Origin of the sequence: Bacillus sp. TE8-1, from assembly GCF_008368855.1 — a bacterium.
Classification (GTDB): Bacteria; Bacillota; Bacilli; order Bacillales; family Bacillaceae_G; genus Bacillus_A; species Bacillus_A cereus.
Window position 1 is genome coordinate 81,894 of record NZ_QPET01000032.1, and the last position, 26,057, is coordinate 107,950.

The following is a 26,057-nucleotide window of genomic DNA, read 5'->3' on the forward strand; positions in this document are numbered from 1 at the left end:
AGGATATGAAAGAAATTGTTTTATTAGAGGGAGCAAGGACTCCGTTCGCTGAAATTTCTGGATCGTTTCGAGGATTAAATGCAACAGATTTAGGAGCTATTGCTGCTAAGGAAGCAATACGAAAAGCTGCCATTTCTGCAGAAGAAATTGATCAAGTTGTATTTGGTAATGTACAGCAATCTAGTAAAGATGCACATTTATTGGCAAGACATGTTGGTTTAAAAGCCGGAGCGCCTATTCATGTACCAGCTTTGACGATCAATCGTCTTTGCGGAACTGGTGTTGAATCTATTTTAACAGCAGCTCGTTATATTCTTAGCGGGGAAGCAGATGTTGCGCTTGCCGGAGGAACAGAGAATATGAGCCAAGTTCCACATGTAATACCTGGAATGAGATGGGGAAGTCCACTCGGCGGTCCAGTAATAGAAGATTGGTTGTGGGATGGTCTGTATGATACGTATGGTAAATGTACGATGGGAGAAACGGCTGAAAACTTAGCTGCAAAATATAACTTAACGAGAGATGAAGTAGATCAGCATGCACTATCGAGTCATGAACGAGCTCTTTTAGCAAGGGAAAAAGGGTATTTCAAAGAAGAGATTGTTCCAGTAACAGTGAAAGGAAGAAAAGGAGAACAGGTCATTGAAGAGGATGAGCATATCCGTCATACGAGTCTAGAAAAACTTGCAAAGTTAAAACCTCGTTTTGTGGAAAATGGTGTCGTAACTCCTGGTAGCGCAAGCGGTATGGTGGACGGTGCAGCCGCAGTTGTTTTAGCATCGAGCGACTTTGCAAAAGATAGAGGATTACAACCAATTGCTAAGCTCGTTTCTTGGGCTGTTGTAGGAGTAGAACCGAAGTATATGGGAATCGGTCCAGTTCCAGCCATTCAAAGTGCATTAGAAAAAGCAAATTTAACTTTGGCAGACTTAGATTTGATTGAAATTAATGAAGCATTTTCTGCGCAGTACTTAGCTTGTCAAAAAGAATTGGGGTTCGATCTTAATAAAGCGAATGTAAACGGTGGAGCAATTGCGATAGGTCATCCACTTGCTGCGAGTGGAACGAGAATTTCTCTATCCTTAATTTATGAATTAAGAAGAAGAAATAAGAAATATGGAGTATCCGCTGTTTGTATTGGCGGAGGGCAAGGAATTTCAGCGATTTGGGAAGCTTTGTAATAAGGATAAAACCAGGGAGAGTCCTTCCTGGTTTTACCTACATCGTTTCTTAAAGTGGAAAATTCGGGTTAGTTGGTAAGACGATAGAAAGTGAGTGGGAAAATGAAAAAGGATAAAAACTTATTGTCGGTGTATGAGCTATTAGAAACAGTGAGTTCATCTTACGGTGAAAAAGAAGCAATATATGATTTAACGAGACGTATTACATATAAACAATTGAAATATGAAGTAGATTGTTTGGCTACGGCATTTAAGAGACTAGGAGTAGGTAAAGCAGACCGTATCGCAGTATCTCTACCAAACTGGTCCGAAACAGTAGTTATATATTTTGCAGCTGCGAAATTAGGAGCGATCATCGTTCCATTTAACCCAAAATATAAATCATATGAAATTGAGTATATATTGGAAAGTTCAGCTCCAAAATTATTAATAGCTTCAGGGGAATTTGAAAAGAATTTTGGTTTTGAAAAAGTCGTTAATAAAGTACAAAAGGTTATTACAGTACGGTTTTCACAAGAGAATTACTGTCCATATGAGGAGTTAATTCGTACAGGAAAAATGGATATTGAACCAGCTCATATAAATGTGAACGATGATTTGTTTTGCATTTTATATACGTCAGGGACGACGGGAACTCCAAAAGGTGTAATGGTTACACATCGTGCCGTTGTACAATCTGCAAGAACGATAGGAACAGAGCTACATTGTACACAAAAGGATGTATTCATTATTTCAGCACCACTATTTCATATTTTCGGTATGGCAATTAATATGCTTTGCGCCGTAGCGATGGGGGGACGGTTCATATTACAAGAAAAATTCCACCCACGCGAAACTTTACAATTAATTGAACAAGAAAAGGTAACCATCCAAAAAGGTGTACCAACTATGTTTATAAAGGAACTAGAGTTAGAGGACTTTGATAAATATAATTTATCTTCATTACGTGCTGGGTTAGTTGGCGCAGCACCTATTCCAGCAAAAACAGTGACGGAGATTCGTGAACGGATGGGCATTAACCTTTGTCAGTCATTTGGGATAACTGAAACGGTTTCTATTACGATGAGCTCGTATGATGATACAAAGGAGAACATAACAGAAACTCTCGGAAAGGCAATCCCAGGAGTAACATTGAAAATTGTAGATGAAAATAGAGTAGCGCTCCCGCCAGGAGAAGTAGGAGAAATTGCAGTTAAGGGATTTGGAGTAATGAAAGGTTATTATAATATGCCTGAACAGACAAATCAGGTTTTAGATAATGAAGACTGGTATTATTCAGGAGATTTAGGCACACTTGATTCTCAAGGTTATTTAAGGTTCGTAGGACGAAAGAAAGAGATGATTATAAGAGGTGGACTTAACGTTTATCCTCAGGAAATTGAAGCAGTCATTATGAAACATCCAAAAGTAATCGAAGCAGCTGTTATAGGTCTTCCAGATAAAGTGCTAGGGGAAGTTGCCTGTGCGGTCATACGATTAAAGAACGGGGAAATAAGTACGGAAGAAGAAATAAAAATCTACCTTAAAGAAAGAATGGCAATTTATAAACTACCAGAGAAAGTGATCTTTACAGATGAATTTCCTGTTACTGCAAGTGGGAAAATTCAAAAATTGAAACTGAAAGAACAAGTGTCTTCAAATATTAGTCCGACAGTTTAATAGATAGGGGCGAAGAAATAATGGAAGAGTATACTTTTCAAGTGAGATGGGGAGATACAGATGCGGCAGGCATTGTGTATTATCCTAATTTTTATAAATGGATGGATGAAGCAACTCATGAGTATTTTAAAAAAATTGGTTTTCCTTCGGTTGAACTTTACGAAGAACAACAAATTGGTTTGCCCTTATTAGAAGCAAAATGTCAATTTAAGTCACCTCTTCGTTTTGAAGATCAAGTAATTGTGAAAAGTACTGTGAACGAATTGCATAATAAAGTTTTTACAATTCAGCATGTTTTTGTAAAAGGAGAACAGGTTGTGGCAGAAGGCTATGAAACTCGTGCATGGACCTCTTTTAAAGAAAAAGTAAAAGCGCAACCGATACCTGAATATATTCGGCAGAAGATGATGCCCGAGATAAAAACTGTAGAAAGTTAAAGAAGAACGAGTAAGGATACCGTAACGAGAAATTGTTAATAAAGGGGAGATAGTGATGGGAAAAGAAAAAACATACGATGCCATTGTAGTTGGGGCGGGACCAGTCGGACTTGTAGCAGGACTTGCATTACAAAAGAAAGGGATATCAACGTTAGTAATTGAGGCAGATTCATATGGAAGACCACGTCCAGGAAGTAGAGCAATTTATTTGCATAGTGCTTCGTTAAAACTACTAGAGGAAACTGCAGAAGGCCTCGGTTTCGCGCTTGCTCGTAACGGAATTATTTGGCCGGTAAAACGAACGTTTTATAAGGGGAAAGAAGTATATGTAAGAGATTACGGTAAGGATGAAAACCTTAAGTTTAACCGATTACCTCATTTCACAGCTCTTCATCAAGATGAAATTGAAAAACATATGTATGAGGCGTGTATAAAAGAAGGTGTTGAATTCCTTTGGGATGCCCCGGTCAATAAGTTACACATTACAGATTCTGGAGTAGAACTAACAATCACAAATGACGAAATCTTAAAGGCGCAGTATGTAATTGGATGTGATGGAGCACGTTCCATCGTAAGAGAAGAAGCCGGATTAACGTTTGAAGGCCCACGTACAGCAGATACTTTTATAGTCGTGGATGCAAAAGAAGATGAAACAGATCCACTTCCTTTAGAAAGAATATTCCATTATCAGCATCCAGCTATGGAAGGAAGAAATGTAATGTTTGTTCCGTTTAAAGGCGGGTGGCGTATCGATTTACAACTGCTTGAATCAGATAATCCAGATGATTATACAAATATGGAAAGTGTAAAGAAATGGTTGCCGAAAGTCATGGATGCTAAATATGCGGAGAGAATTACGTGGGTGTCTTCTTATCGTTTCCATCAAGTAGTGGCAAATTCGTTTACTGACGAAAAACGTCGTGTTCTTCTAGCTGGAGAAGCAGCACACTTATTTGCCCCATTCGGAGCACGTGGATTAAATTCTGGTATTCCAGATGCTGTTCTTGCTGCAAGAGGAATTGAAAAAGCACTACATTCTCATTCTGAAGAAGAGCGAGTAGAAGCAATTGAAGCAGCTGCAAAAGAACGCCGAATTGCAGCGCAGTGGAACCGCGATGCATCAACTACAGCACTTCATCATCTTCAAGGAAGTTCTCCTGAAATGAATATGAAACGTGACATTGCTGCTTCACTAGTATCTATCGTTCCGAGGCTTGGAAGATGGCTTGACGAAGGACCATATGGACCGAAATTTGGACCTCCTGAACTGACAACAAAATATTAAAATGATAAAAAAATTAAATAAGTAATGTGAAAGGAGCGATAAGGAATGGCTTTGTCTCAATTCATAAATGAAGAAAAGTATGGTTCCCATGCCCGTTCTACAAATGGAATGATTGAGCGGTTCATGACGATGAACTGGTATAGCGACATTGGAAAGCAAAATGTAGAGGCTGAGAAAAAAATAGATCAATTTATGCGTGCTCTACACATTAGTGAATATGAAATTAAATGGATTTCAAGAAACCAATTAAGTGAGACAATTGAACGAATTTCATTTGAGGATAATGATTTATGGGGGACGCTAGCAGAAGTACCGGATCAGTTGAAAGAAAAAATTATAAGTGTAGGTAACGAAAAACTTCTTATAGATGTTGTAGATAAAGTGCCAGAAGCAATTTTTCATGGTGTTTATAAAGAAGCGTTCAAACATTTCAGTGAGGAAAAAGTAGTGAAATTTCTAGTTGGGCATGCGATGTATATAAGTACTGTTGCATGTGCTGCTGAATTAGCTGAAGAAAAAAATGTGTTTCTGCCAATAGTAGAGTTATTAGAATTGGGACATATACCAATTGGTCCAGAGCGAAAAACTTTTTATCTTTTATAACAAAAAGTGGGGCGGGAAAGTTATACGCTATCATTGTTCTCGATTATTTGAGACGGTAGAACTTTCAATTATTTAGAGGAAAGGGAGATTACTATGAAACTTGTTACTTTTACACATAATGGAGAAACGAGAGTTGCAGCTTTAGAAAACGGGAATTTGATTGATTTACATGCTGCTTATAAAGCAAAACTGACAAGTGAGGGAAACCTTCGGGCCACTCAAATTGCAGAGGCGTATATACCAAAGGATATGAATGGGTTTTTACAAGGTGGATCAGAAAGTATGAATCTAGCAAAAGAGGCAATCGATTATGCACTTATGAAAAACCATAAAGAAAAATTGGTATTTGAAGAAGGTGAAGTGAAGATTGAGGCTCCAGTACCTTCGCCAGGAAAAATTATATGTGTAGGTCACAATTATCGTGAACATATTTTGGAAATGAAACGAGAATTACCTGCTTTTCCGGTTATCTTTGCAAAGTTTGCGAATACAGTAGTCGGTCCGCAAGATGATATTCCATTTTATCCGATTTCAGAACAATTAGATTATGAAGCTGAATTTGCTTTTGTAATTGGAAAGCGTGCTCGTAATGTTTCAGAAGAAGATGCCCTCCAATATGTAGCTGGTTACACAATTGTAAATGATATTACTTATCGTGATATTCAGCGCCGTACAATTCAATGGCTTCAAGGGAAGACTGTTGAAGGAAGTGCTCCAATGGGACCATGGTTAATTACTTCAGATGAATTAAAGAACCCATCTGGTTTAGAAATTGTATTAACGGTAAATGGAGAGAAACGTCAACAGTCTAATACTGCTAATTTAGTATTCTCGGTACAATATCTCGTTTCGTTTTTATCCGGTCTAATGACACTAGAGCCAGGGGACGTCATTTTAACAGGTACGCCGGGTGGTGTAGGAGTTGCACGTAATCCGCAAGCATTTCTTAAAGATGGAGATATCGTTCGAATCGAAGTTGATGGAGTAGGTGTACTAGAAAATAAAGTGAGACAAAAGTTAGAGGTGCCAGTACTATGACGAAAAACTTACAAGTCCACGCGACCGAGTCTATTCATGAATCAATCAATAAGATAAAAACGATTGTTAAGCCTTTACCAGAGGAAATCATCTACTGGAAACCTTCAGAAGATGAATGGTCAATTATGCAGATCATTACACATGTAGCGGAAGCTATTCCGTATTGGGCGAAAGAAATTAGCAATATTAAAGTAAATCATGAAAATTTATGGGGCCGTGGTTTAACAGATGAAGTGCGCCTGCAAGCAGTTTCAGAAGAGAATATTCGTAAGCAATCTATAGAAGAAATCATTCAGCAAATTTCTTTAATACCACTCACTATAGAAAATGTACTAAGCACATTAACAGACGAAGAGTTACATATTCAGGCTCCGAGTCGTAATCCTCGTTTTACCAATAAGTCGATTGATTTTATTGTGAATCACCTCATCGTAGAACATACAGAAAAGCATTATAAACAAATCGAGCGGAATTTAAGTAAGTTTAATGAAAGATAAAGGAGGCAAATAAAATGGCGGAAAAAAATGCTTTTTTTGAAAGTGACCTTGTACAAGATTTCAATCGTGATATCGAACAATACCATCTTGGCCCGCTATGGAACGCAATCCCAGATTTAATGAAACATACACCGGAACCTCATGCACAAGCATACCTTTGGAAATCTGAATTGCTCCAAAAAAAGTTAACGGAAGCAACGCAAATATTTACACCAGACCGAGGGGGAGAACGCCGGGCCATCTACTTACAAAACCCGGGACTTAATTATAGAAAACCGTGGGGATGGGCATCGACTACACAAACGTTATATGCAGCGGTTCAATTGATACAACCTGGAGAAACCGCTCCGTCACATAGGCACGTTCAAAATGCATTACGCTTTGTCATGGAAGGAGAAGGGGCTTACTCAATTGTACAAGGAGAGCGTATTTTCATGAAACGAGGCGATTTCTTAACAACTCCAAATGGACTATGGCATGGACATGGTCATACAGGTGACAAGCCGATGATTTGGATGGATTGCCTTGATATTCCGACTATTTATTATCTTGGTGGTACGTTCTTTGAGCCATATCCAGAAAAAATTGAACAGCCCAATGTGCCTGACAATTATACTGCTCAGCGTTATGAAGGTGGAATGGTTCGACCAGTTTCGGACCGATATGCAAAGAAAGCTCCACTTAGTTCCTACAAATGGGCAGGGACGGAAGCGGCACTTAACGGATTAAGTCGTTTTGACCCCGATGCATACGATGGTTATGCCGTTGAATATATAAATCCATCAAATGGTGAAACAGCGTGTCCAACAATAGCAGCTTGGATGCAAAAATTGCCAAAGGGATTCAAAGGAAAAGCGCATCGCCATACACATGCATCAATCTATCATGTGCATGAAGGATCAGGATATACGATAATTAATGGCGTTCGCTTCGACTGGTCTAAAGGAGATTTCTTTGTCGTACCAAACTGGGCATGGCACGAACACGTTGCACTAGAAAATAGTTATGTATTTTCAACAAATGACCTTCCTATTTTAGAAAAATTCGGGTTAGAGCGGAAGCAGGAATATGAGAACAATAGTGGATATCAAACGATTACAGGAGAGTTTGAACCAGCGTTACCTTAATATTGTATAGAAAAAGCGCCCCTTAGTAATAAACATATCATACAAGAGGGCGCTTTTTCTATTTGTTAATTAATAAGCCTTCAAAACATGCAGTAAATAATCCTTACGATTCAGCGGATTATAATCAACACGTTTTCGAGTAGGGAAGGGAGCCATAAGTTTTGTGAAACCAGCTGGCTTCGTTGTAAATATGCCTTCTCCTTCTGTAAATGAATGAAGCATGCGTTTAAAATGCTCTGTTTTCGCAACAGGTAATGATCCTGTTAATTGGTAAGAATCATTATATAATATAGGTTCTGCAAAAGTTGCTGGAATGGCAGCGAGCTTATACATTGCGGTACTAATTGCCTGCTCCGGTACAGTTAATTCAAACTTATTTACTGGTTCATATACATATGTTTCAGCTTGTTTTAAAGCATCCATTAATACGATCGGTGTCAAATTTCTAAAGTCACTCGCTGTTGTAACAGGACTAGCATAACCAGTATGTGTTAACGTGACCATAACATCTGTAACTTCCCAACCATATAAACCTTGTTTTAACGTTTGAAATACTGTATCTTCAATTGCTTTGTGAAATGCTAAAGGCAATGAACCAAGCTCAACACCTAATTTATACGTTATGCCAGAGTTAAGTTCACCACGTTCAATTTTAAAACCAATTGTTGCGTAAAATGGATTCGCTTTTTCACCCATGACTTCAACGGAATTCCCAATGCCAATTGGCTTTTCAATACATACAACTCGCGTATTTGAGAAAGTAACCTGTAAGTTATATTTATCATAAAGTGTTGTTTCGATAACCTCTTTTTGTACTTCACCGAAAAGGCGAATATAAAGTTCATTATGAACATCATCTTTCCACACTTTAATGAGTGGATCTTCTTCACAGAGTTCCATAAGTGCAGCGTATAAATCATGAATTCGCTCTTTAGGTACCGCATCAATCGCTGCTTCCATTTGTGGTTCGGCAAAGTGAATATCTTTTATATAATCCGTACGTTCACCGATAATATCACCAATTTTTATATCATTCAGTCCCCACACTTTGCAAAATTCTCCGCTAGGAACGATAGTAGATTGAACAGCATTTCCGCTATGAAACATACACATTTTTTTAATCTTTTCTTTATGTGGTAGAGACTCATCGCGCTGTATATCAACATATTTTCTAACATGTAAGCTACCTGAAAAAACTCTTATATACGCAACCTTTTCTCCAAAAGGTTCACGTTCAATTTTAAAAACAACACCAGATAATGGTTCCTCTTGTGCCGATGTAAGAGCTGGCATTAGGGCCGGAAGTTTTTCAAGTATTTCAGTTACTCCTATACCTGTCATTGCTGAACCGAAAAAGATTGGATACACATTTGCTTGCTGTATTTGCTGTTCTAGTTTTTCTCTTAATAGTGCGTCCTGTATTATTTCGTTATTTACATATGATTCAAGTAACGATTCATTAAATGGTGCTAACAATTCCATACAATCGTCATATGATTTGTATTCAATGATCCGGGCTTCTTTCGTTCCTTCGTTTAGAACAGAGTAGAAGGGGAATGCTTCATTTGAAAGAACCTCTTTTATTTGTTTCATAACTTTTTCAGTGTTTGCGCCACTACGATCAATTTTATTAACGAATAAAATAGTCGGTATGTTTAGTTTCTGTAATGTTCGCATTAAAATTTTTGTTTGTGCTTGCACACCTTCAACGGCAGAGATAACTAAAATCGCACCGTCTAGAACGCGGAATGATCGCTCCACTTCAGCGATAAAATCAGCGTGTCCAGGTGTATCAATGACATTTACTTTTACATCATCAATAAAGAAAGAAACGACAGATGCTTTAATCGTAATGCCGCGTTGTCTTTCTAATTCCATTGAGTCAGTTTGTGTATTACCACTATCTACTCGGCCAATTTCTTTAATCACATTCGTTTCATAAAGAATACGCTCAGTCAAACTCGTCTTGCCAGCGTCTACGTGCGCGACAATCCCTATATTTATTGTTGTCATTTATGAATATCCTCATTTCATTTTCCATTTTCATTTCCTCATTTCTATTTGTGTATTGCCGCATTATCAATCACTCTCCAGTCATTTAAATTATTACTATTATAGTGCAATTAACATTATTTGTAACGCTACAAAGCGCCTTAATTTGGAAAAAATAAAATGAAAACAAAATGCTTGCATTCTAAATCGATATAGATTATATTAATTGACATATCAACTATTGATACATCAAATGTTTTTATTTTGATTGTAAAGGAGGGTTAATTTGACAAGTTCATGCTCAAAAGAAGCGATTATTTTATATAAATTACACTTTCTAAATAAAGAAGTAAGTTCGAAATTTGAAGGGTGTACGGGTATGAGCCAGTCTCGATTAGAGCTTATACTTCAATTATTTGAAGTAGGTGAAATTAGTCAAAAAGCACTTCAGCAAGAAGTGAATATTGATAATGCTGCGATAACAAGGCATTTAAAGCAGCTTGAGGCCAATGAAATGATTGTAAGACGTAAAAATCCAGATGATAACAGAATTACGTTAGTTTCTCTTACTGAAGAGGGGCGAAATAAAATTCAGGCGTTTCAAGAAGAAAAAGAACGTTTTGCAGCATCTGCATTTAAAGGATTAAGTGAGGAAGAACGCGATAATCTTTTAAATATGTTAAATCACATTCAAGAAAATATAAAAGAATTATAAAAAAGGGAGAATACAACTATGACTAACTCAGTAAAAACAAATGATTTTAACGAAATTTTAACAGGACGTCGTTCAATTCGTAAGTACGACCCTTCAGTGAAAATTAGCAAAGAAGAAATGACAGAAATTCTTACAGAAGCAACACTTGCACCATCTTCAGTAAACATGCAACCATGGAGATTCGTAGTGATTGAAAGTGACGAAGCGAAAGCAACACTTGCGCCACTTGCGAAATTCAATCAATCTCAAGTAGAAACATCTTCAGCAATGATTGCTTTATTTGGTGATTTAAACAATTTTGATAACGCAGAGGAAATTTACGGTACAGCAGTAGAGCGTGGCTTAATGCCAGCAGAAGTAAAAGAAGACCAAATGAAAAAACTTTCAGCTTACTTCTCAATGGTTACACCAGAAGTAATGAAAGATACGGTATTAATTGACGGTGGTCTTGTAGCAATGCAATTTATGCTAGCAGCTCGTGCGCACGGTTATGATACTTGTCCAATTGGTGGTTTTGAGAAAGATCAAATCGCAGAAGCTTTCGGACTAGATAAAGACCGTCACGTACCAGTTATGTTAATTTCAATCGGAAAAGCTGCTGACAGTGGTTACCAATCAGTACGTCTTCCAATTGAAAAAGTTGCAGAGTGGAAGTAATTTTAAAGAAATAAGTGGAATATGAAAGGGGAAACACCATGATTATTATTCACGCAATATTTCAAGTAGATCCAGCGAAACAACAAGCATTTTTAGAAGAAATTCAGCCACTCATTCATGGTTCAAGAGAAGAAAGTGGAAATGTATCTTATGACTTATATAAAGATACAGAAAAAGAAAGTGTTTATACGATGGTAGAAGTATGGAAAGATGAAGCAGCAGTTGCGAGCCATAATACGAGTGAACACTTCACATCTTTCGTTAGTAAAGCAGCACAATTTTTAACTGCTCCTCTTGATATAAAAGCTTATAATGGAGAGTTAGTAAAATAATAAGGTAGAAAAAGATGACTTTAGCATATGGCTGAAGTCATCTTTTTTGTATAAGTAGAATCCATTTTGGACTCAGTTATGTTGATTGATAAGTGTTGCTCGTATCCTCAGTAACTGTGGTGAATTGTATGTTAAATTCGAACATTTGGTTTATTGGGATATTTTTCCGTGTTATAATTTTCTTGTAAATAAAAGGTAGAGGGGAGTAAGTAATGGGAGAATTTCAAAGTAATTTGCATACGGCAACGCAACTTGCAACGAAAATGAGAAATGCTTCAGATAGAATGCAAAGTGCTACTAGTCGCTCTATAAATAAGGCAACGCGTACGACACTATCTGTGAACTTCCAAGCACAAGAGGCAAATCAACAAAATTTACAGATCACGAAACAATTTTGTACTGCTTTTCAACAAACAATTGATAATATCCATTCCGTAGCAAATGAATTTGAGAAAATGGATACAGGACTTCAAAAGACTTTTCAATAATGTAACAACCTACGTAAAGGGGAAAAGGTAGGGAGAAAAGATGAGTCAAGAAATTGAAACGAGAATCAGTCAATGTAATCAAAAATTACGAATTATATTTGAAGAACAAAATGAAAACCGAATTGCGCTGCAAAATCAAGAACGAGCTGAGGTTAGTTTTCATGAATGGAAAAATAGAAGTAATCGTTTATTTAACCGAATACTAGAAACTTGGCACGGCGACAAAGAAGTGTTTCACCTTTTTACGAATATGCGGCAAGAAATCGGACAGTATGAAAGAAAACTTACATTCGAATTAGAAAATGAAAAAGAGACGTTGCTTAAAGAAAAACGGCATCTCAGTGAGAAAGAAAACGACCTTTCCTATGAACAGCAGCAACTACAAAGGGAGGCAAATACATGAGTTTAAACATGTATTTGGGAGAAGTACAAAGTCAAACTCAAAGTATGAACGCTATATGTAATGCTACGATTCAAAGTATGGAACAAGCCATTCAATCTATTGATGCCTTTGCGATAGACACAGTATTACAAGGACAAACATACAGTAGTGCAAAAGCCTACCTTGTCCAAACATTTCGGCCACTAGCGCAAGGAATCATATGCTTATGTGAAGAATTAATTCGCCAAAACGAAGCATTTCCAAATGAGTTCCAAGCGAAAGTTGCTTCGACAGATGTGATTGAAGAAGAAATAAGAGAACAAATACGGGGAATTAATCAATCGATTACAAGTATAGAAGCAATAGAAGTACTTACACCAATGCCCGGAGTAAGTGCAATCGTAACGGTATTAGGTGCAATGAGAAAAAAACTGGAAGAAAAACTAGAGCATTTATATGAATTCAATCATTCATCCAGCAACAACTACAGCACCGCTCTCCAATTAGCAGCTAGCATCACAGCCGGACTCGCTGAAGTGCAAAGCGGGAAAGGATTTAGTCCTGTGAGTGGTACATTTAGTACACAAGGGTTGAATATGGATTGGGTGAGTTCGATTCAGGGGATTATAGAAGAAACAGCTCGAAAAAACGAGATGAAAGAAATTACTTTGCAAAAACAAGAAATGAACTTACAAGAGCAGGAAGACAATAGATCATGGCATGAAAAAACAGCCCTTTATGCGCAATCATTTTTGCATGGAGTTATCGAATTTTTTCAAGGTGCTGGTGATGCAGCACTAGAAAACTTTGTTGGACTACAACCGCATGAGAATGATAAATTAGAAAGTAAGACAACTTACCAAGCTGGAAGGTTGGCTGGAAATGTTATATCAATAGCCGGGTCCATTGTAGAAATATTTGAAGGTATTTCGCTCATAGGCGGATCTAATTTCTTAACTATCGTCGCAGAAGTAGGAACTGGTGGGTTAGCATCACCAATTGTTATTCCATTAGATATAGCAGCAACAGCTGCTGGGGCTAGTCTTTTTGCACATGGTGGATTTGTTTGGAATAAATCGATTCAAAATGCTAAGGATACTATTCAAAAAATCCAGTCTTCTGGTGGAGGTAAGGGTGCGAGTAATCGAATACCTTCTTATGGAAAAGATTCTGTACCTAAAGGCCCATACCGTGAAGTAAATGGTTATCCAATAAAAGTGAAAGCAGGAGCTCAAGAAAAGCATATTCCTGATACACCGAACTATAAACAAGAATTAGCAAATGGAAAAAATAAGAGCATTTTCTATGGCGATAATAAAATAGCGCAAGAATTGCTTGATAAGTTCGCCGGGAAAGGTGAACTATTAAAAAACGGTAGAGAAAGAGTAGACTTTGGTGAGCCAATAGGAAAATATTATGACCGCAATACTGGTGAATACTATGAGACTACTAAAGGGTTGATCCATTATGGAAAAGATGGCGCTCATATAGTACCATCAAGACCATAAAAATCATAAGAAAAGAGGAAGCAAATGGGGTACGATTCTTTAATTGGAACATTAATAAATTATGAACATAGTGACATGATACTAGAATGGAAAAGTGGATTGAGGATTATTGGAGAACTAGATACAGTTTTTGAAACAGACAATGGACTAGATGAGGATGATATAAATTATACAGAATATGATGCAGCTGTATTTAGAGTAAATAATATTTTATCTCGACCTAATACAAACGAAGGTACTGTATATAATTGGTTAAAACAAGAAAAAAGTTCATTGGTTGAAATTTCTCTCTATGATGATCCGCCAAGTGCAGTGTTTTTAACTGACGGAAAAAGAGTATGGGAAAGAAAAATGTGTAAATAATAGGTGGCATTTAAACTGTTACCTTATTAGTCAAATTAGATTTAGTTAATTTTGATATATGGTTTTTAAAGGAATCAGAACAGGCTACTAACATATACTCTGGTATGAAGAAAAGATATCCTAATCGTAAGCTGATTCCTTTTGCTAAAAGAGTTGATAATGATGATACTGCATGTTTTGAAATCGGCAAAGGAAGTAAAGTTCAACTTATTCATGATTTTGCTTCTGAAGGCTTTGAACAAAGAAAAGATAAGCATCCTATTATTTTAGAAGTTAATACTGAAAAAGCTAGAGAAGAAGGCGTTAAATTTTATTTAGGAAATGAAAAAGTTTGGTTAGCAGATGAGATTCCTAGTGAGTTTATCGCAATTAATAAGAATTAATTGAATCTATTCTACTAGATTATGACGGCAGGAAAAATTTTTTCTTTAAGATATATATTTGAATGAACCACGTTATCTGTCTTAAAATAAACAAATAAATGGCGAGTTACTTATGGAAAATAATCAACAAGAGAGACTTCACATTTGAGGTCTCTTTTGTTGATTTCAATTGAAAATTATTATTTGAGCGAATGCACTTTCGTACCTTGCATTTCACAGGCACATAGGCTTTAATTGATGCTATATAGTATGTTTTTCAATGTCAAAAAACATTAGAAAAACAGGGCAATATTATTAAATAGCCGGGTCCATTGTAGAAATGTTTGAAGCTATTTCGCTCATAGGCGGATCTAATTTCTTAACTATCGTCGCAGAAGTAGGAACTGGTGGGTTAGCATCACCAATTGTTATTCCATTAGATATAGCAGCAACAGCTGCTGGGGCTAGTCTTTTTGCGCATGGTGGATTTGTTTGGAATAAATCGATTCAAAATGCTAAGGATACTCTTCAAAAAATCCAGTCTTCTGGTGGAGGTAAGGGTACAGGTGTTGATGGTCAGGGAGCCAGTGTAGCAGGGAACATTGGAAAAAATGATAAACTAGCAAGTCAAGGGCATGTTGATGCTGGCGTTTCAGGTGCTCCAAAAGTTGATGCAGGAAAACAGGGTAAACATGTTCCTGGTCATGGGAATAATGTCTCAACCAAATCGCAGTGGGGAGCAGGGAAAAATGGAGTAGTAGAGACACAAGAAGCATGGGTGAAAGGAACACCAGTAAAGCCAGACGGAAGTGTTAGAGTGCATGATTTTGGAAAGCCAATAGGTCCAAATGGAGAAACGAGGGTAAAGGTTCATATGGATGGTAAAGGAAATATACATGGGTACCCTGTACAATAAAGGAGAATAATTATGAGTGATGAGATACTAAAAGTTGTTAATAAATTATATAAACAAGGTGATTTCCAATATGTTTTGGGGAAATTTGTTGATAAACATTTTTGGGATGGAGAAATTAATAAAATATCAAATATAAACGTTGATAATATTACTGATTTTAGTTATTCAACATGTTTTTCTTACATTCTTCTACCACTAGATGTGAAATTTCGTTTTGGTAGTGTAGAATTCAGTGAGTACGTTCGGAAGCAATCAGAAATTAATTGTGTAATGCTAATGATTTCGGCAATCGCGCCATATGCAGTGGTTAAATATTTAAGATATAGATATACTAATGGTACAATCGAGCTAGTTGAAGAGTCCTCGCCATACAATGATGAATCTAAGAAAATAGGAAGTAGTATTTTAAAATTATTAGATAGTAACGGAATAAAGAATCTTGATAAAGAAACGTTAAGTATTGAAGTGGAGGATGTTTCGTTAGAGTTAAAGGAAACAGGTGTTACTATATATAATTGTCTATTTGAAGATGAGTATTAAAAAGAAACATTAATGATTGTGCAGAAACCAAAGAAGGGATATAAATAATAGAGGTAGATTAGTAGTTGTTAAGAAGTGATTACAGTTCGAAAATGTAGTCTCATTAAAAAGAGTGACCCTCTTTAGAAAACTTTTATGAGTGTACTCCATAGGGTAAATGTCCGAATATTTGTTAAAAATCGTTACAAAAATTACAATTTATGTAATAGGAAGATGAAAGTTAAAAATTTCTAGGGATAAACCAGTTTCAACACTAGGGCAAGTTAAAGGTGGATGTAGCTTCAGATATTAAAAAGATGAAATTAAAGTATACTGTGAAGAACAAGGATTGTACTCGATGTATATTTTTAGAGATAAAGAAATTAATTGCGCAAAAATGAATGAAGAAGCATCAGAAATAGACAGGGTGGGCTTGCGAGAAATGTGGGCTCACCTTTCGTCTGTTCAAATTGATTATGTGGTGGTGCTAAACTAAGTAAAACTAAAGATGGAAGACAAATGTCAAATGATTGGTTGAATGGTGCGAAGACCCGAAAAAGTAGAATATTGAAGGCAGTTGATGGAGATGCAAAATTAGCATCAAAGATTACGAAAGCATTACAAGATCAGGAAGTTGAGAGAGTGTTATCAAAGGTTGATAGTAGTGGAAATGTGAAAACATTTAGAATAGATGCAAAGGGAGACATAATTGGAGAATGGCCATAATTTAAGGCACTAGGAGGAATTGAATAGTATGAGAGATCCTTTATGTATAGAAGAAAAATGTAGAGAAGGAATAGAATATAATAAAGAGTTTATTGAGGAAAATAGAGAGGAGATTAAAAGTTTTGAAGAAGATGAAAGGAATGGTATTCAAAGAAAGGCTAAAGATAATAAAAGTCTTATAGAAGGAAGGTATCTATTAAATTTTAATTATGAGTTAGAGGATATTAACGCAAAATATTCCCTAGGAGAAGCTATCCATACAATAGAAGGAGATTTTGACAAAGCTCTTATTGATTTGAGGCATATAGGGGAAAATGAAGTTGGATATTTAAATCTAATTTGGATGATATCTCTAGGGATTTTATTAGAAACAGATAAAAAAAATCTTGTAAGTTTAGCCAAGCTAGTTGAGAAGGAAAATATGAACGACGCAGTAATCGATTTCCTCTTATGCGCTAGTGATATTGGATACACAAAAATGACGAATGTTTATTTTAAAGAAAATCCATATGCAAAAACGAGAGAGATTATAGAACTTGCACAAATAGATAAAAAAGAAGCGTCTAAAAGATTACAAACGTATATGGAGAAAGAATGGTTTAGAGGCCATTATGATTATGAATGGAAAAATGCCCACAAAGAACCTGGATATGTAGGGTATTGGAGCTTTGAGACAGCTGCAATAGTAAAGATACTCGGACTTGATGATACAAGTTTAAAAGATAATAATCATTATCCATATGATTTGGCACATTATAAAAATGAAATGAAATTCAAGCATATAGACCTAAGTGAATATCACTATGAAGATGAGACAGAAGAAATAGAGGATATAGTAGAAGGAATTGAACATAATCCTGCATTGGAAAATATTATTCCTCCAAGATGGCATTCATTGGTCAATGAATTAATAAATGATTATGAGAATATGGATGATAGTAGTTTTTATGAAAAATACAAAAAAACGATAGGAATAGGTCAAGTGTGGTTCTTACCACAAGAGTATGAAGAAGAAAATGAGCAAAAAAATCTATTAGGAAGTTTAATTGTGTTTGCCCTGACGGTAAGAGATTATATATTACAATTGGACTATAAAGAAGATTTAGAGGACTACATCGATAATCTTAAAAATTTCTGGAATGGATCAGAGACAAAGTTAGTTCAATTTATGTTAGAGAATGATCAAAATTATTATGCATGGGTACCAAAAGAAGCAAGCATCCCAAATATGTATGAAGTGAAGATAGAGAGTGTCGATGTAGAGGAAGTTCTATAACGAACAAATCGAAATGGTTTTTATTATATGTAATATTAGAATGCATTTTACTAGTTAATTGAAAACAATGCATGCGTGGCAGAAAAAAGGATGTATTGTTACTAAAAATTAGAGGGAAAGAAGGCTGTTGGATTGAGTTAAGCACCTCATTGTCAATATACGACAATAGGTGCTTTTTTGCGTGCAATGAAGAAAAAATAAAAGATTCATTTTCACTCTATTTCATCTTCGAATTACATGTTATAATTTGGAAAAAAGTATATTCTTAATTTTTAGATAATTAAAAGGTGGTAGATACTATATGAGTACATTAAAGAAAATTACTAATAATATTTCGAAGGTTATTATAGGAAAAGACGAATCGATAGAACTAGCAGCCATTGCTCTAATAGCAAGAGGACACATTTTATTAGAGGATGTACCTGGGACAGGAAAAACAACATTAGCGAAAAGTTTGGCTAAAAGTGTGGACGCTAAATTTCAAAGAATACAATTTACAGCGGATACTTTGCCTGGAGATGTTATTGGCCTTGAATATTTTGATGTGAAGGAATCGGATTTTAAAACGAGGTTAGGTCCTATTTTTGCAAATATCGTATTAGTGGATGAAATTAATCGATCTGTACCGAGAACACAATCTTCGTTACTTGAGGTTATGGAAGAGCGTACTGTTACAATTGCGAAACAGACCCATTCATTACCAGAACCTTTTTTAGTTATAGCAACGCAAAATCCACTCGAATCAGCGGGCACATTTCCTTTACCAGATGCTCAGTTAGACCGGTTTTTACTCACAATACGCCAAGGTTATCCTACGAGAGAAGCTGAAAAGGAAATGATGAATCGGTTTCAAATGAATGATCCGTTAGAAACGTTACATTCTATTATTTCAAGTGAAGAAATTATTACGATGCAAAAGCGTGCAAGAGAAGTGTTAGTAGGGAATGATGTGCAAGATTATCTCCTTGAAATTATTGAAGCAACTCGTAACCATGAGTTAATTGAAATTGGTGTAAGCCCTCGGGGAACGTTGGCATTTATGAGAGCAATTCAAGCACGGGCAATATTAAATGAAAGAGATTACTGTACGCCAGATGATATTAAGACGCTCGCTGCATCAGTTTGTGCTCATCGTTTAACGTTAACGATTGAGGGAGAGATGAAAACGACGAAAGAACAAATTATGAAAGAAATTCTTCATACGATTAGTGTGCCAGTGGAGAATGTACGATGAATCAACAGCTTGTGTATACACCTTTAGCGGAGCCTTTCGTAATGGGGGTTATGTCAGTTGTAGCCGTTATTTTAAGTGTATTTTCAAGTAATCTACTGTTTTTATCTCTCGTATTTTTATATGTAATTTTAATAGGTGCTATGCATGTATATATACGTAAAGTATCTCGTGTTGAATGGGAATACAGTCAAGGGAATTCGAATGTTTTTATAGGTGAAACGAATATGTGCAAAATGAAAATTTCAAACAAGTCGATATTTCCTATTCTTAATATCGTATTTCGATTTAAATGTGAAAATAAGCTAACTTGGAATCATGATGAAATAAACAAAAATCATAGTACAGGTTCAAATTATTATATGAATTTTAATTTAAAAGGAAGGGAGTCAGTTTCATTTGATTTGCAAGCTGTAGCGTTAAAAAGAGGCATCGCGAAATGGGAAGAAGTTGAAATTGTTATTACTGATCTCTTTGGATTTATAACGAACCATATAACATATAAACAAGTTGATACGCCCTCTTATTTAGTCTTACCAGCTGTTCCGAAAATACAAGTTCCTGAATTACAAGAATGGTCACGAGGATTTCGAAAAGCGATGTCTTCACCCTTATATGATGAAACGAAAGTAATGGGAGTAAAGTCTTATGAAAATGAAGATTTTCGTTCCATCCACTGGAGTGCAACAGCGAAAACAGGGACGATAATTGCGAAAAAGTATGAGCGAACACAATGTGATAAATACGCGATTTATCTCAACTTGCAAAATAAAAGTGGTGTTTCTTTGCGAAATGATATAGAGGAACTAATTGAATTAACAGCAGGTATATGCAAACAACTTCTTATGCAAAACTGTTCGTTTGAAGTATGGATCAATAGTGTAAAAGATAACGGTTTGCTACATATAAAAAATGGGGATAATCGGAAACATTTGCAAAATGTATTAAGGGTACTTGCCTCGATATCAGACCAAGATACGCCTATATCTTCTTCTTACTTTTACACAGCAGGCTTTCGTCGAAAGGAACTGGATGCGGTTCCTTTAATTATTGGTACTTCACCAAAGAAATACAGTAGAACGAATAAATGGATTGTAATGAAAGAATAAGAAGGGGCTTATGTCATGGTGAATAAAAAGCGGCATATGAAAGTGAAGTTATGGAGTGTAAGAACTTTAATCATACTTTTCTTTGCGATTAGTGCGATAACGTTATCACAAGGTGTTGTGTATGTACAAGACATAGTAAAAGAGCGTTTTTTCAGTAAGACTAAGACAATATCGGAAAGAAATTATGACTTTACTAGTATAGGTGAAAATTTTGATGATTCCAAAATAGATGAAGATGAATATGAAGAAGTAGAAGATACAGGTATAAGAACGAAAACGGGTAAAAAATTTCAACCTTTCGAAAGAGAAAGTCTATGGAATGACGTGCTTTCTGTTCTTTCAAATGTATGGATTACTATAGTTTTTTATGTGATAATCGCAATATCAATTATATATGCCATCTACAAGTATATTAGGAAAAAATTGACGAAAACAGAAATAGTACAGGAGAAAGAATCGATCACAAAGCAAACTGCGGTAAGAAGCATAAAGAATGAAAAAGTCATTCATCAGTTAGAACAGCCGTTACCGACAGATACGATAAGAAAAACGTTAGTTGAATGGGAAAGAACATTACCATTTCATGAACAGAGAAGGTCCTATGAAACGATGCAACAATGGTTAAAAAGAATTTGTAGAACAAGGGATATTATCTCGTTATATGAGTCTGTTCGTTATGGGGAAAAGACGTATACGGATTTAGATGTGAAAGAAATAATGAAGTGGGTAGAGGGAGATGGGAAGGTGGATACATAAATATCCACCTTTTCTTTTTTTATACGGAAATTTGATTAACATGAATTATTTTCTTATATGAAACCGTATTTAAATAGGTAAACAAAATTAACATTATTTACTTATACTTTATTACATGTTAACCTATACTTAATTTTTATAAACTATAATTAATTTTTAAGTTTTTTAAGGGTGTGAAAATGTAATGAAATCGGTATTAAAAAGCATACTTATTTCCTTTGTTTTTTCTGCAGTAGGTATGTGTTGGTTACTGTACGTATTATTCAAAGGGGACGGAGACTGGTTATTGTCTTGGATAGGTGTATTAATGGCATATTTATCTCTATATACTTTAATAGATTTATATTGTAAAAATACATACGATAAAAAAATAAATAAATGGCTTATAAAAACAGCGGTGACTAGTTTTAGTTTTTCTGTATTAGGAATCTCATTTTGTATCATACATGAGCTATTAACACCATGGAGTCTTAGTTTAATGGTGTGGTATTGGTTGCTAATGTTAGTATTATTTTTAACAACTATAATATCATTAATCAGTTTAGTATTTGTTAATCGTAAAAATCACAATTTCACCGTTGGATATAGAATGCTCATACTTCTAAATGTATTTCTTACATTGGGACCAGTATTATGGCCGCTATTACTTTCTATTATTGGAAATGGTATGAATGCTAGTGCGGGCTGGTAAAAAGGCATATAAATTAGTTGTGTAAAGAATAGGATGAAAAGTTGATATAGAATTTTAAATGTTTAAGAGAACATGTTTACATAAAAAATGAAAACATGTTCTCTTTTTATTTGCATGCATAACTCTTCCTCAGTTTACCCTATTTAAATTTAAACGTAAGTATTTCGTAAGGAATGGATAAGAAAAAAGAGAGATTTATCATATAGGATGAAAGTATAGCCTGAATCAATCCGATATTAATGGAGGAGAGAAAGCCTTATGAAAAAATGTAATTCAATTAAGTTAGCAAGTTTTGCAGTTTTATTAGCGGGTACTGCTCTATTCACACCTGGTTTTACTGTGACTGCAGAGTCAACCCAAAATATTTCTAGTTCGTCACAAGTACATGATCAAAAGAATCGTAATGGCTGGAAACAAGTAATGCAGGAAACAGTACAGCTTGGTGCTGTAGGAATATTAGCTAAGGCGTCTAATAACGGAAAAACTAATAGTTTTACTGCAGGCGTGGCGGACTTAAGTACAAAGAAACCGGTGAATTCGGATTATCGCTTTCGGATTGGTAGTGTGACGAAGACGTTTACTGCCACGACTATTCTTCAATTAGTAGGAGAAAATCGCTTACAACTTGACGATCCAATTGAAAAGTGGCTACCGGGTCTCGTGCAAGGAAATGGGTATGATGGTAATCAAATTACGATACGACAACTTTTGAATCATACGAGTGGTATCGCTGAATACTTAAAGTCAAAAGACGCGGACATAATGAATTCGAAAAAAACGTATACAGCAGAAGAAATAGTGAAAATAGGCCTTTCGCTGCCTCCAGATTTCTCGCCGGGTAAAGACTGGTTGTATTCAAACACAGGATACGTAATACTAGGAATGCTTATTGAAAAAATAACTGGAAATAGTTATGCGGAAGAAATCGAAAAGCGAATTATTGAACCTTTGGACCTATCAAATACGTTTTTACCAGGAAATTCACCCGTCATCCCAGGAAAGAATCATGCTCGTGGATATGTGAAAATGGAAGGAACAGGCGAGTTGAAAGACATTACGTATTATAATCCGAGTTTAGCTAATGCAGCTGGAGATATGATTTCTAATGCGGATGATTTAAATAAGTTCTTTTCATCTTTACTCGGTGGTAAGTTACTGAAGGAACGCGAGCTAAAAGAAATGCTTACTACAGTTCCTATAGAAGGCAAAGGGGTTGGTGACGCATACGGTCTTGGAATCTATGAGACTAAACTTCCAAACGGTGTTTCAGTTTGGGGGCATGGAGGAGGAATTCCTGGATTTACAACTTTTGCTGGGGGAGTAATTGGAGGCAAACATACATTGGCTATCAGTCTCAACTCTATAGGTGGGGTCGATATTGTTCCGCAGTTTAATAAAATGATGCAAATTGAATTTAATAAATAGATGAAAAGAAAGTGAATGGAATTTTGTTATAGTTATATTTAAAAGAGGTGCTTTTTTAAGTTCGTAACTATGGACAGTAGTTGCATTTATGATATGACATCAAGTGTATTCCAAAGTGAAAATCAATCTTAATGCTTACGACAAAATAAAAAAGGATGTCAGTTACATGACATTCTTTTTATTTTGGATAAAAGAGGTATGCATACAGTTCTGAAAATTGTTATTTTTAAAATTTTTACATATAATGAAGGATATAGGGGCACCAATTGGGGAGTTATGAATGGAAAATACTTTAGTTAGTTAAATATTACTCGTTTTAATCAAAATAATTATGAGTTGATTTGGAGTTGAATACAATGGGGAAAAATCATTATAAATGGAGTAATAAACAATTACGAGAACATGTTGAAGTACTAGATGGTAAGAGAAGCACACACATATTATTAAAGAATGCAACATATTTAAATTCTTATATGCGCGAGTGGATGACAGCGAACATTTGGATATATAATGATCGAATTGTATACGTAGGGGAGCAGCTGCCAGAGCAATTAACGGAGTGTGAAGTTGTTGATTGCGAAGGAAAGTATGTCGTACCCGGTTACATAGAACCACATGCACATCCGTATCAGTTGTATAACCCAGAGACGCTAGCGAATCATGCGATGCAGTTTGGGACAACAACTTTTATTAATGATAATTTAACTTTATTTTTCACATTAAAGCGTGAAGAAGCATTTCGTTTATTAGATGAATTCAATAAGATTCCAGCAAGTGTGTATTGGTGGTGCCGTTTTGACGGACAGACTGAATTGCAAAACGGGGAATCTTTGTTTAATAGTGAAGAAATAATAGAGTGGCTGCAGCATGAAGCGGTTCTTCAAGGCGGCGAGCTAACAGCATGGCCAAAACTATTACATGGCGATGATGAAATGTTAACTTGGGTGCAGGAAACGAAGCGATTGCAAAAGAAAGTAGAAGGACATTTTCCGGGTGCATCTGAAACGACTTTAGCGAAGTTAAAACTGTTAGGTACAGATTGTGATCATGAAGCGATGACAGGGCAGGAAGCTTTCACTCGTCTTATGCAAGGTTACACTGTTTCCTTAAGAAATTCTTCAATCCGCCCAGATTTAGAAGTTTTACTGAAAGAATTGTTGGAACTAGGCGTAAAGCAGTTTGATAGATTCTTTTTTACAACAGACGGCTCACATCCTTCGTTTTATGAGAATGGAATGACAAACGTTATGATTTCTACCGCGATAAAACAAGGAGTACCAGTAATAGATGCATACGATATGGCAAGTTATAATATTGCTCGCTATTATAATATGGAACATGTACATGGTTCGATTGCGACAGGTAGAATTGCTAATATCAATATTTTAGAAAGTAAAGAAAACCCAGTACCAATCAGTGTCCTTGCAAAGGGGAAATGGGTGAAGCGTGACGGTGTAAATACACATGAAGCATTACATATAGACTGGAGTAAACATAAAGTAACTCCATTATCATTAGATTGGTCCATAGAAAAAGAGGATATGATTTTCTCTAATAAAACGGGGATACACTTATTAAATAACGTTATTACAAAACCATACACTAGTGAAATCAATATAGACTGTGATGAATTGTCCACAGATCATGATGAATGTTTCTTTATGATGATTGCTCGTGATGGCAGTTGGCAAGTGAATATAGCTGTGAAAGGTTTTGCGAAAGAACTAGGTGGGCTTGCTAGCTCTTATTCTGGTACAGGTGACATCATTCTTATCGGAAAAAGAAAAGAAGATATGCTTACAGCTTTTCGTAGAGTAAAAGAGCTTGGCGGGGGAATGGTAATAGCTGAAAAGAATGAAGTATTACACGAAATAGCATTACCATTGCTCGGGATTATGTCTAATTTAAAAATGAGAGAATTAATACAGGAAGAGAAACAGATGGTGAAATTACTACAAGAGCGTGGCTACGCGCATGATGATCCAGCATTTACAATTTTATTCTTTTCTGCGACGCACTTGCCTTTTATACGAGTAACACCTATAGGATTATATGATGTGAAAAGTAGTAAGGTAGTTGCCCCGCCCGTGAATTTGATAAAGCAATATTAAAAAGAAAGATCCTATAAAAATTTTATTTTATAGGATCTTTCTTATTATTAGCATAAGAATATTGTAAGCCTCAAATGATATAGTATCTAAATCATTTGAGGTGATATGTAAATATGAAAAAAATATTTTACATTTTAAGCGTATTTATTCTGTGTGTATCGATACAACACGTTGTACATTCCCAATCAGATGCACCAGAATTATCTTCGGATTGTCTCGAAGAAAGAAAAGTTAGAGATGAAAAGCATGTGAAGAATATAATACAGGACATTAAATCCACATTTAATTTAAATATTGATGAACATAGTTTTTGGGAAGTAAGTAAAAGAGATCTGGAGGCTGCTCATTTGATGTATGGTGGAAAGGAAAATGATTCTTATTATAATTCGCTAACTAAAATTTATGATAGTGGTGGATTTAGCGAACAGCCCAGCTTATTTGTGAGGGCACAAGAAGCATTTTTACTTTATAAAGAAAAAGATAATATCAATGTAATGAAACGCCTAAAACTAGACGTTGAAAAAGGGGAATGGCTCGTTATAAAAACGAAAAAGAAGAAAGGGAAAAAAGTGAAATTTAAGCCGTTGCAATGTGAAAAAGATTATATGAAAAAGAGAAATGAATAACAAAATACTTATTCATGCTGTTTTTATTCAACGATATTTTGCTGT

Annotated in this window: 27 protein-coding genes and 1 pseudogene; 27 read left to right on the forward strand and 1 reads right to left on the reverse strand. The window is 35.6% G+C overall.

Features of this window, described 5'->3' with window-relative positions; translation table 11 throughout:
* Positions 1-5 precede the first annotated feature (5 nt).
* The 8 genes from DN404_RS26390 (at position 6) to DN404_RS26425 (ending at position 7,827) form a co-directional block, all read left to right on the forward strand.
* On the forward strand, positions 6-1,181 hold the full coding sequence (locus tag DN404_RS26390) for an acetyl-CoA C-acetyltransferase (protein ID WP_149215643.1): 1,176 nt from the start codon (positions 6-8) through the stop codon (positions 1,179-1,181).
* A gap of 102 nt (positions 1,182-1,283) precedes the next feature.
* Positions 1,284-2,840, forward strand: a complete 1,557-nt coding sequence (locus tag DN404_RS26395; protein ID WP_149215644.1) for a class I adenylate-forming enzyme family protein — start codon at positions 1,284-1,286, stop codon at positions 2,838-2,840.
* 20 nt (positions 2,841-2,860) lie between these two features.
* Positions 2,861-3,277: an acyl-CoA thioesterase gene (locus DN404_RS26400; RefSeq protein ID WP_048526209.1), complete on the forward strand. Its 417-nt coding sequence runs from the start codon at positions 2,861-2,863 to the stop codon at positions 3,275-3,277.
* Between the two features lie 55 nt (positions 3,278-3,332).
* Positions 3,333-4,562 (forward strand): FAD-dependent oxidoreductase, encoded by a 1,230-nt coding sequence (locus tag DN404_RS26405; RefSeq protein ID WP_149215645.1) that lies wholly within the window; start codon positions 3,333-3,335, stop codon positions 4,560-4,562.
* Positions 4,563-4,607: 45 nt separating this feature from the next.
* Positions 4,608-5,165 carry a hypothetical protein gene (locus DN404_RS26410; protein ID WP_149215646.1) on the forward strand — a complete coding sequence of 186 codons (558 nt, stop codon included), beginning with the start codon at positions 4,608-4,610 and terminating at the stop codon, positions 5,163-5,165.
* A 93-nt stretch (positions 5,166-5,258) separates the two neighbouring features.
* A complete protein-coding gene (locus DN404_RS26415) occupies positions 5,259-6,203 on the forward strand; it encodes a fumarylacetoacetate hydrolase family protein (protein ID WP_000780335.1) in 945 nt (314 codons plus the stop codon).
* Positions 6,200-6,700: a DinB family protein gene (locus tag DN404_RS26420; RefSeq protein ID WP_000164873.1), complete on the forward strand. Its 501-nt coding sequence runs from the start codon at positions 6,200-6,202 to the stop codon at positions 6,698-6,700. Before DN404_RS26415 ends, DN404_RS26420 begins: the two co-directional genes overlap by 4 nt.
* Before the next feature lie 14 nt (positions 6,701-6,714).
* Positions 6,715-7,827, forward strand: a complete 1,113-nt coding sequence (locus DN404_RS26425) for a cupin domain-containing protein (protein WP_149215647.1) — start codon at positions 6,715-6,717, stop codon at positions 7,825-7,827.
* A gap of 69 nt (positions 7,828-7,896) precedes the next feature.
* On the opposite strand, the gene DN404_RS26430 is transcribed toward DN404_RS26425, so the two are convergent.
* Positions 7,897-9,840 carry an elongation factor G gene (locus tag DN404_RS26430; RefSeq protein ID WP_149215648.1) on the reverse strand — a complete coding sequence of 648 codons (1,944 nt, stop codon included), beginning with the start codon at positions 9,838-9,840 and terminating at the stop codon, positions 7,897-7,899.
* Between the two features lie 265 nt (positions 9,841-10,105).
* Here DN404_RS26430 and DN404_RS26440 point away from each other — a divergent pair, with 265 nt between their 5' ends.
* The 19 genes and pseudogenes from DN404_RS26440 (at position 10,106) to DN404_RS26530 (ending at position 26,012) form a co-directional block, all read left to right on the forward strand.
* On the forward strand, positions 10,106-10,534 hold the full coding sequence (locus DN404_RS26440; RefSeq protein ID WP_000204162.1) for a MarR family winged helix-turn-helix transcriptional regulator: 429 nt from the start codon (positions 10,106-10,108) through the stop codon (positions 10,532-10,534).
* An 18-nt stretch (positions 10,535-10,552) separates the two neighbouring features.
* Positions 10,553-11,191: a nitroreductase family protein gene (locus DN404_RS26445; protein ID WP_016122744.1), complete on the forward strand. Its 639-nt coding sequence runs from the start codon at positions 10,553-10,555 to the stop codon at positions 11,189-11,191.
* Positions 11,192-11,229: 38 nt separating this feature from the next.
* The gene (locus DN404_RS26450) at positions 11,230-11,523 is read left to right on the forward strand and encodes a putative quinol monooxygenase (protein ID WP_000583804.1); all 294 of its coding nucleotides are present in this window, start codon (positions 11,230-11,232) and stop codon (positions 11,521-11,523) included.
* Between the two features lie 212 nt (positions 11,524-11,735).
* The gene (locus DN404_RS26455; protein ID WP_000503641.1) at positions 11,736-12,011 is read left to right on the forward strand and encodes a TIGR04197 family type VII secretion effector; all 276 of its coding nucleotides are present in this window, start codon (positions 11,736-11,738) and stop codon (positions 12,009-12,011) included.
* 40 nt (positions 12,012-12,051) lie between these two features.
* Positions 12,052-12,414 (forward strand): DUF3958 family protein, encoded by a 363-nt coding sequence (locus DN404_RS26460; protein ID WP_000076595.1) that lies wholly within the window; start codon positions 12,052-12,054, stop codon positions 12,412-12,414.
* Positions 12,411-13,901 carry a polymorphic toxin type 50 domain-containing protein gene (locus tag DN404_RS26465; protein WP_149215649.1) on the forward strand — a complete coding sequence of 497 codons (1,491 nt, stop codon included), beginning with the start codon at positions 12,411-12,413 and terminating at the stop codon, positions 13,899-13,901. The genes DN404_RS26460 and DN404_RS26465 overlap by 4 nt, the downstream gene beginning before the upstream one ends.
* A gap of 24 nt (positions 13,902-13,925) precedes the next feature.
* Entirely contained in the window at positions 13,926-14,264 is a 339-nt protein-coding gene (locus tag DN404_RS26470) for a hypothetical protein (RefSeq protein ID WP_000540189.1), read from the forward strand.
* 56 nt (positions 14,265-14,320) lie between these two features.
* On the forward strand, positions 14,321-14,647 hold the full coding sequence (locus DN404_RS26475) for an RNA 2'-phosphotransferase family protein (RefSeq protein ID WP_336458635.1): 327 nt from the start codon (positions 14,321-14,323) through the stop codon (positions 14,645-14,647).
* 298 nt (positions 14,648-14,945) lie between these two features.
* Positions 14,946-15,542, forward strand: a pseudogene (locus DN404_RS26480) (hypothetical protein); the annotation flags it as partial.
* Between the two features lie 12 nt (positions 15,543-15,554).
* Positions 15,555-16,082, forward strand: a complete 528-nt coding sequence (locus DN404_RS26485; RefSeq protein ID WP_001278748.1) for a hypothetical protein — start codon at positions 15,555-15,557, stop codon at positions 16,080-16,082.
* A gap of 498 nt (positions 16,083-16,580) precedes the next feature.
* Positions 16,581-16,787, forward strand: coding sequence for a hypothetical protein (locus DN404_RS26490; RefSeq protein ID WP_000063993.1), 207 nt, complete (start codon positions 16,581-16,583; stop codon positions 16,785-16,787).
* A gap of 28 nt (positions 16,788-16,815) precedes the next feature.
* On the forward strand, positions 16,816-18,063 hold the full coding sequence (locus tag DN404_RS26495) for a PoNi-like cognate immunity protein (RefSeq protein ID WP_149215651.1): 1,248 nt from the start codon (positions 16,816-16,818) through the stop codon (positions 18,061-18,063).
* A 301-nt stretch (positions 18,064-18,364) separates the two neighbouring features.
* Positions 18,365-19,297: an AAA family ATPase gene (locus DN404_RS26500; RefSeq protein WP_149215652.1), complete on the forward strand. Its 933-nt coding sequence runs from the start codon at positions 18,365-18,367 to the stop codon at positions 19,295-19,297.
* Complete coding sequence (locus DN404_RS26505) at positions 19,294-20,403, forward strand: DUF58 domain-containing protein (RefSeq protein WP_001075941.1); 1,110 nt, start codon at positions 19,294-19,296, stop codon at positions 20,401-20,403. The genes DN404_RS26500 and DN404_RS26505 overlap by 4 nt, the downstream gene beginning before the upstream one ends.
* Positions 20,404-20,418: 15 nt before the next feature.
* Positions 20,419-21,159 carry a signal peptidase II gene (locus tag DN404_RS26510; protein WP_149215653.1) on the forward strand — a complete coding sequence of 247 codons (741 nt, stop codon included), beginning with the start codon at positions 20,419-20,421 and terminating at the stop codon, positions 21,157-21,159.
* 184 nt (positions 21,160-21,343) lie between these two features.
* Positions 21,344-21,850, forward strand: coding sequence for a DUF3902 family protein (locus tag DN404_RS26515; protein ID WP_000843833.1), 507 nt, complete (start codon positions 21,344-21,346; stop codon positions 21,848-21,850).
* A gap of 258 nt (positions 21,851-22,108) precedes the next feature.
* The gene (locus DN404_RS26520; protein ID WP_000710628.1) at positions 22,109-23,275 is read left to right on the forward strand and encodes a serine hydrolase domain-containing protein; all 1,167 of its coding nucleotides are present in this window, start codon (positions 22,109-22,111) and stop codon (positions 23,273-23,275) included.
* Positions 23,276-23,631: 356 nt separating this feature from the next.
* A complete protein-coding gene (locus tag DN404_RS26525; RefSeq protein WP_144596302.1) occupies positions 23,632-25,386 on the forward strand; it encodes an adenine deaminase in 1,755 nt (584 codons plus the stop codon).
* Between the two features lie 113 nt (positions 25,387-25,499).
* Positions 25,500-26,012, forward strand: coding sequence for a hypothetical protein (locus tag DN404_RS26530; protein WP_000719373.1), 513 nt, complete (start codon positions 25,500-25,502; stop codon positions 26,010-26,012).
* The last annotated feature ends 45 nt before the right edge of the window (positions 26,013-26,057 follow it).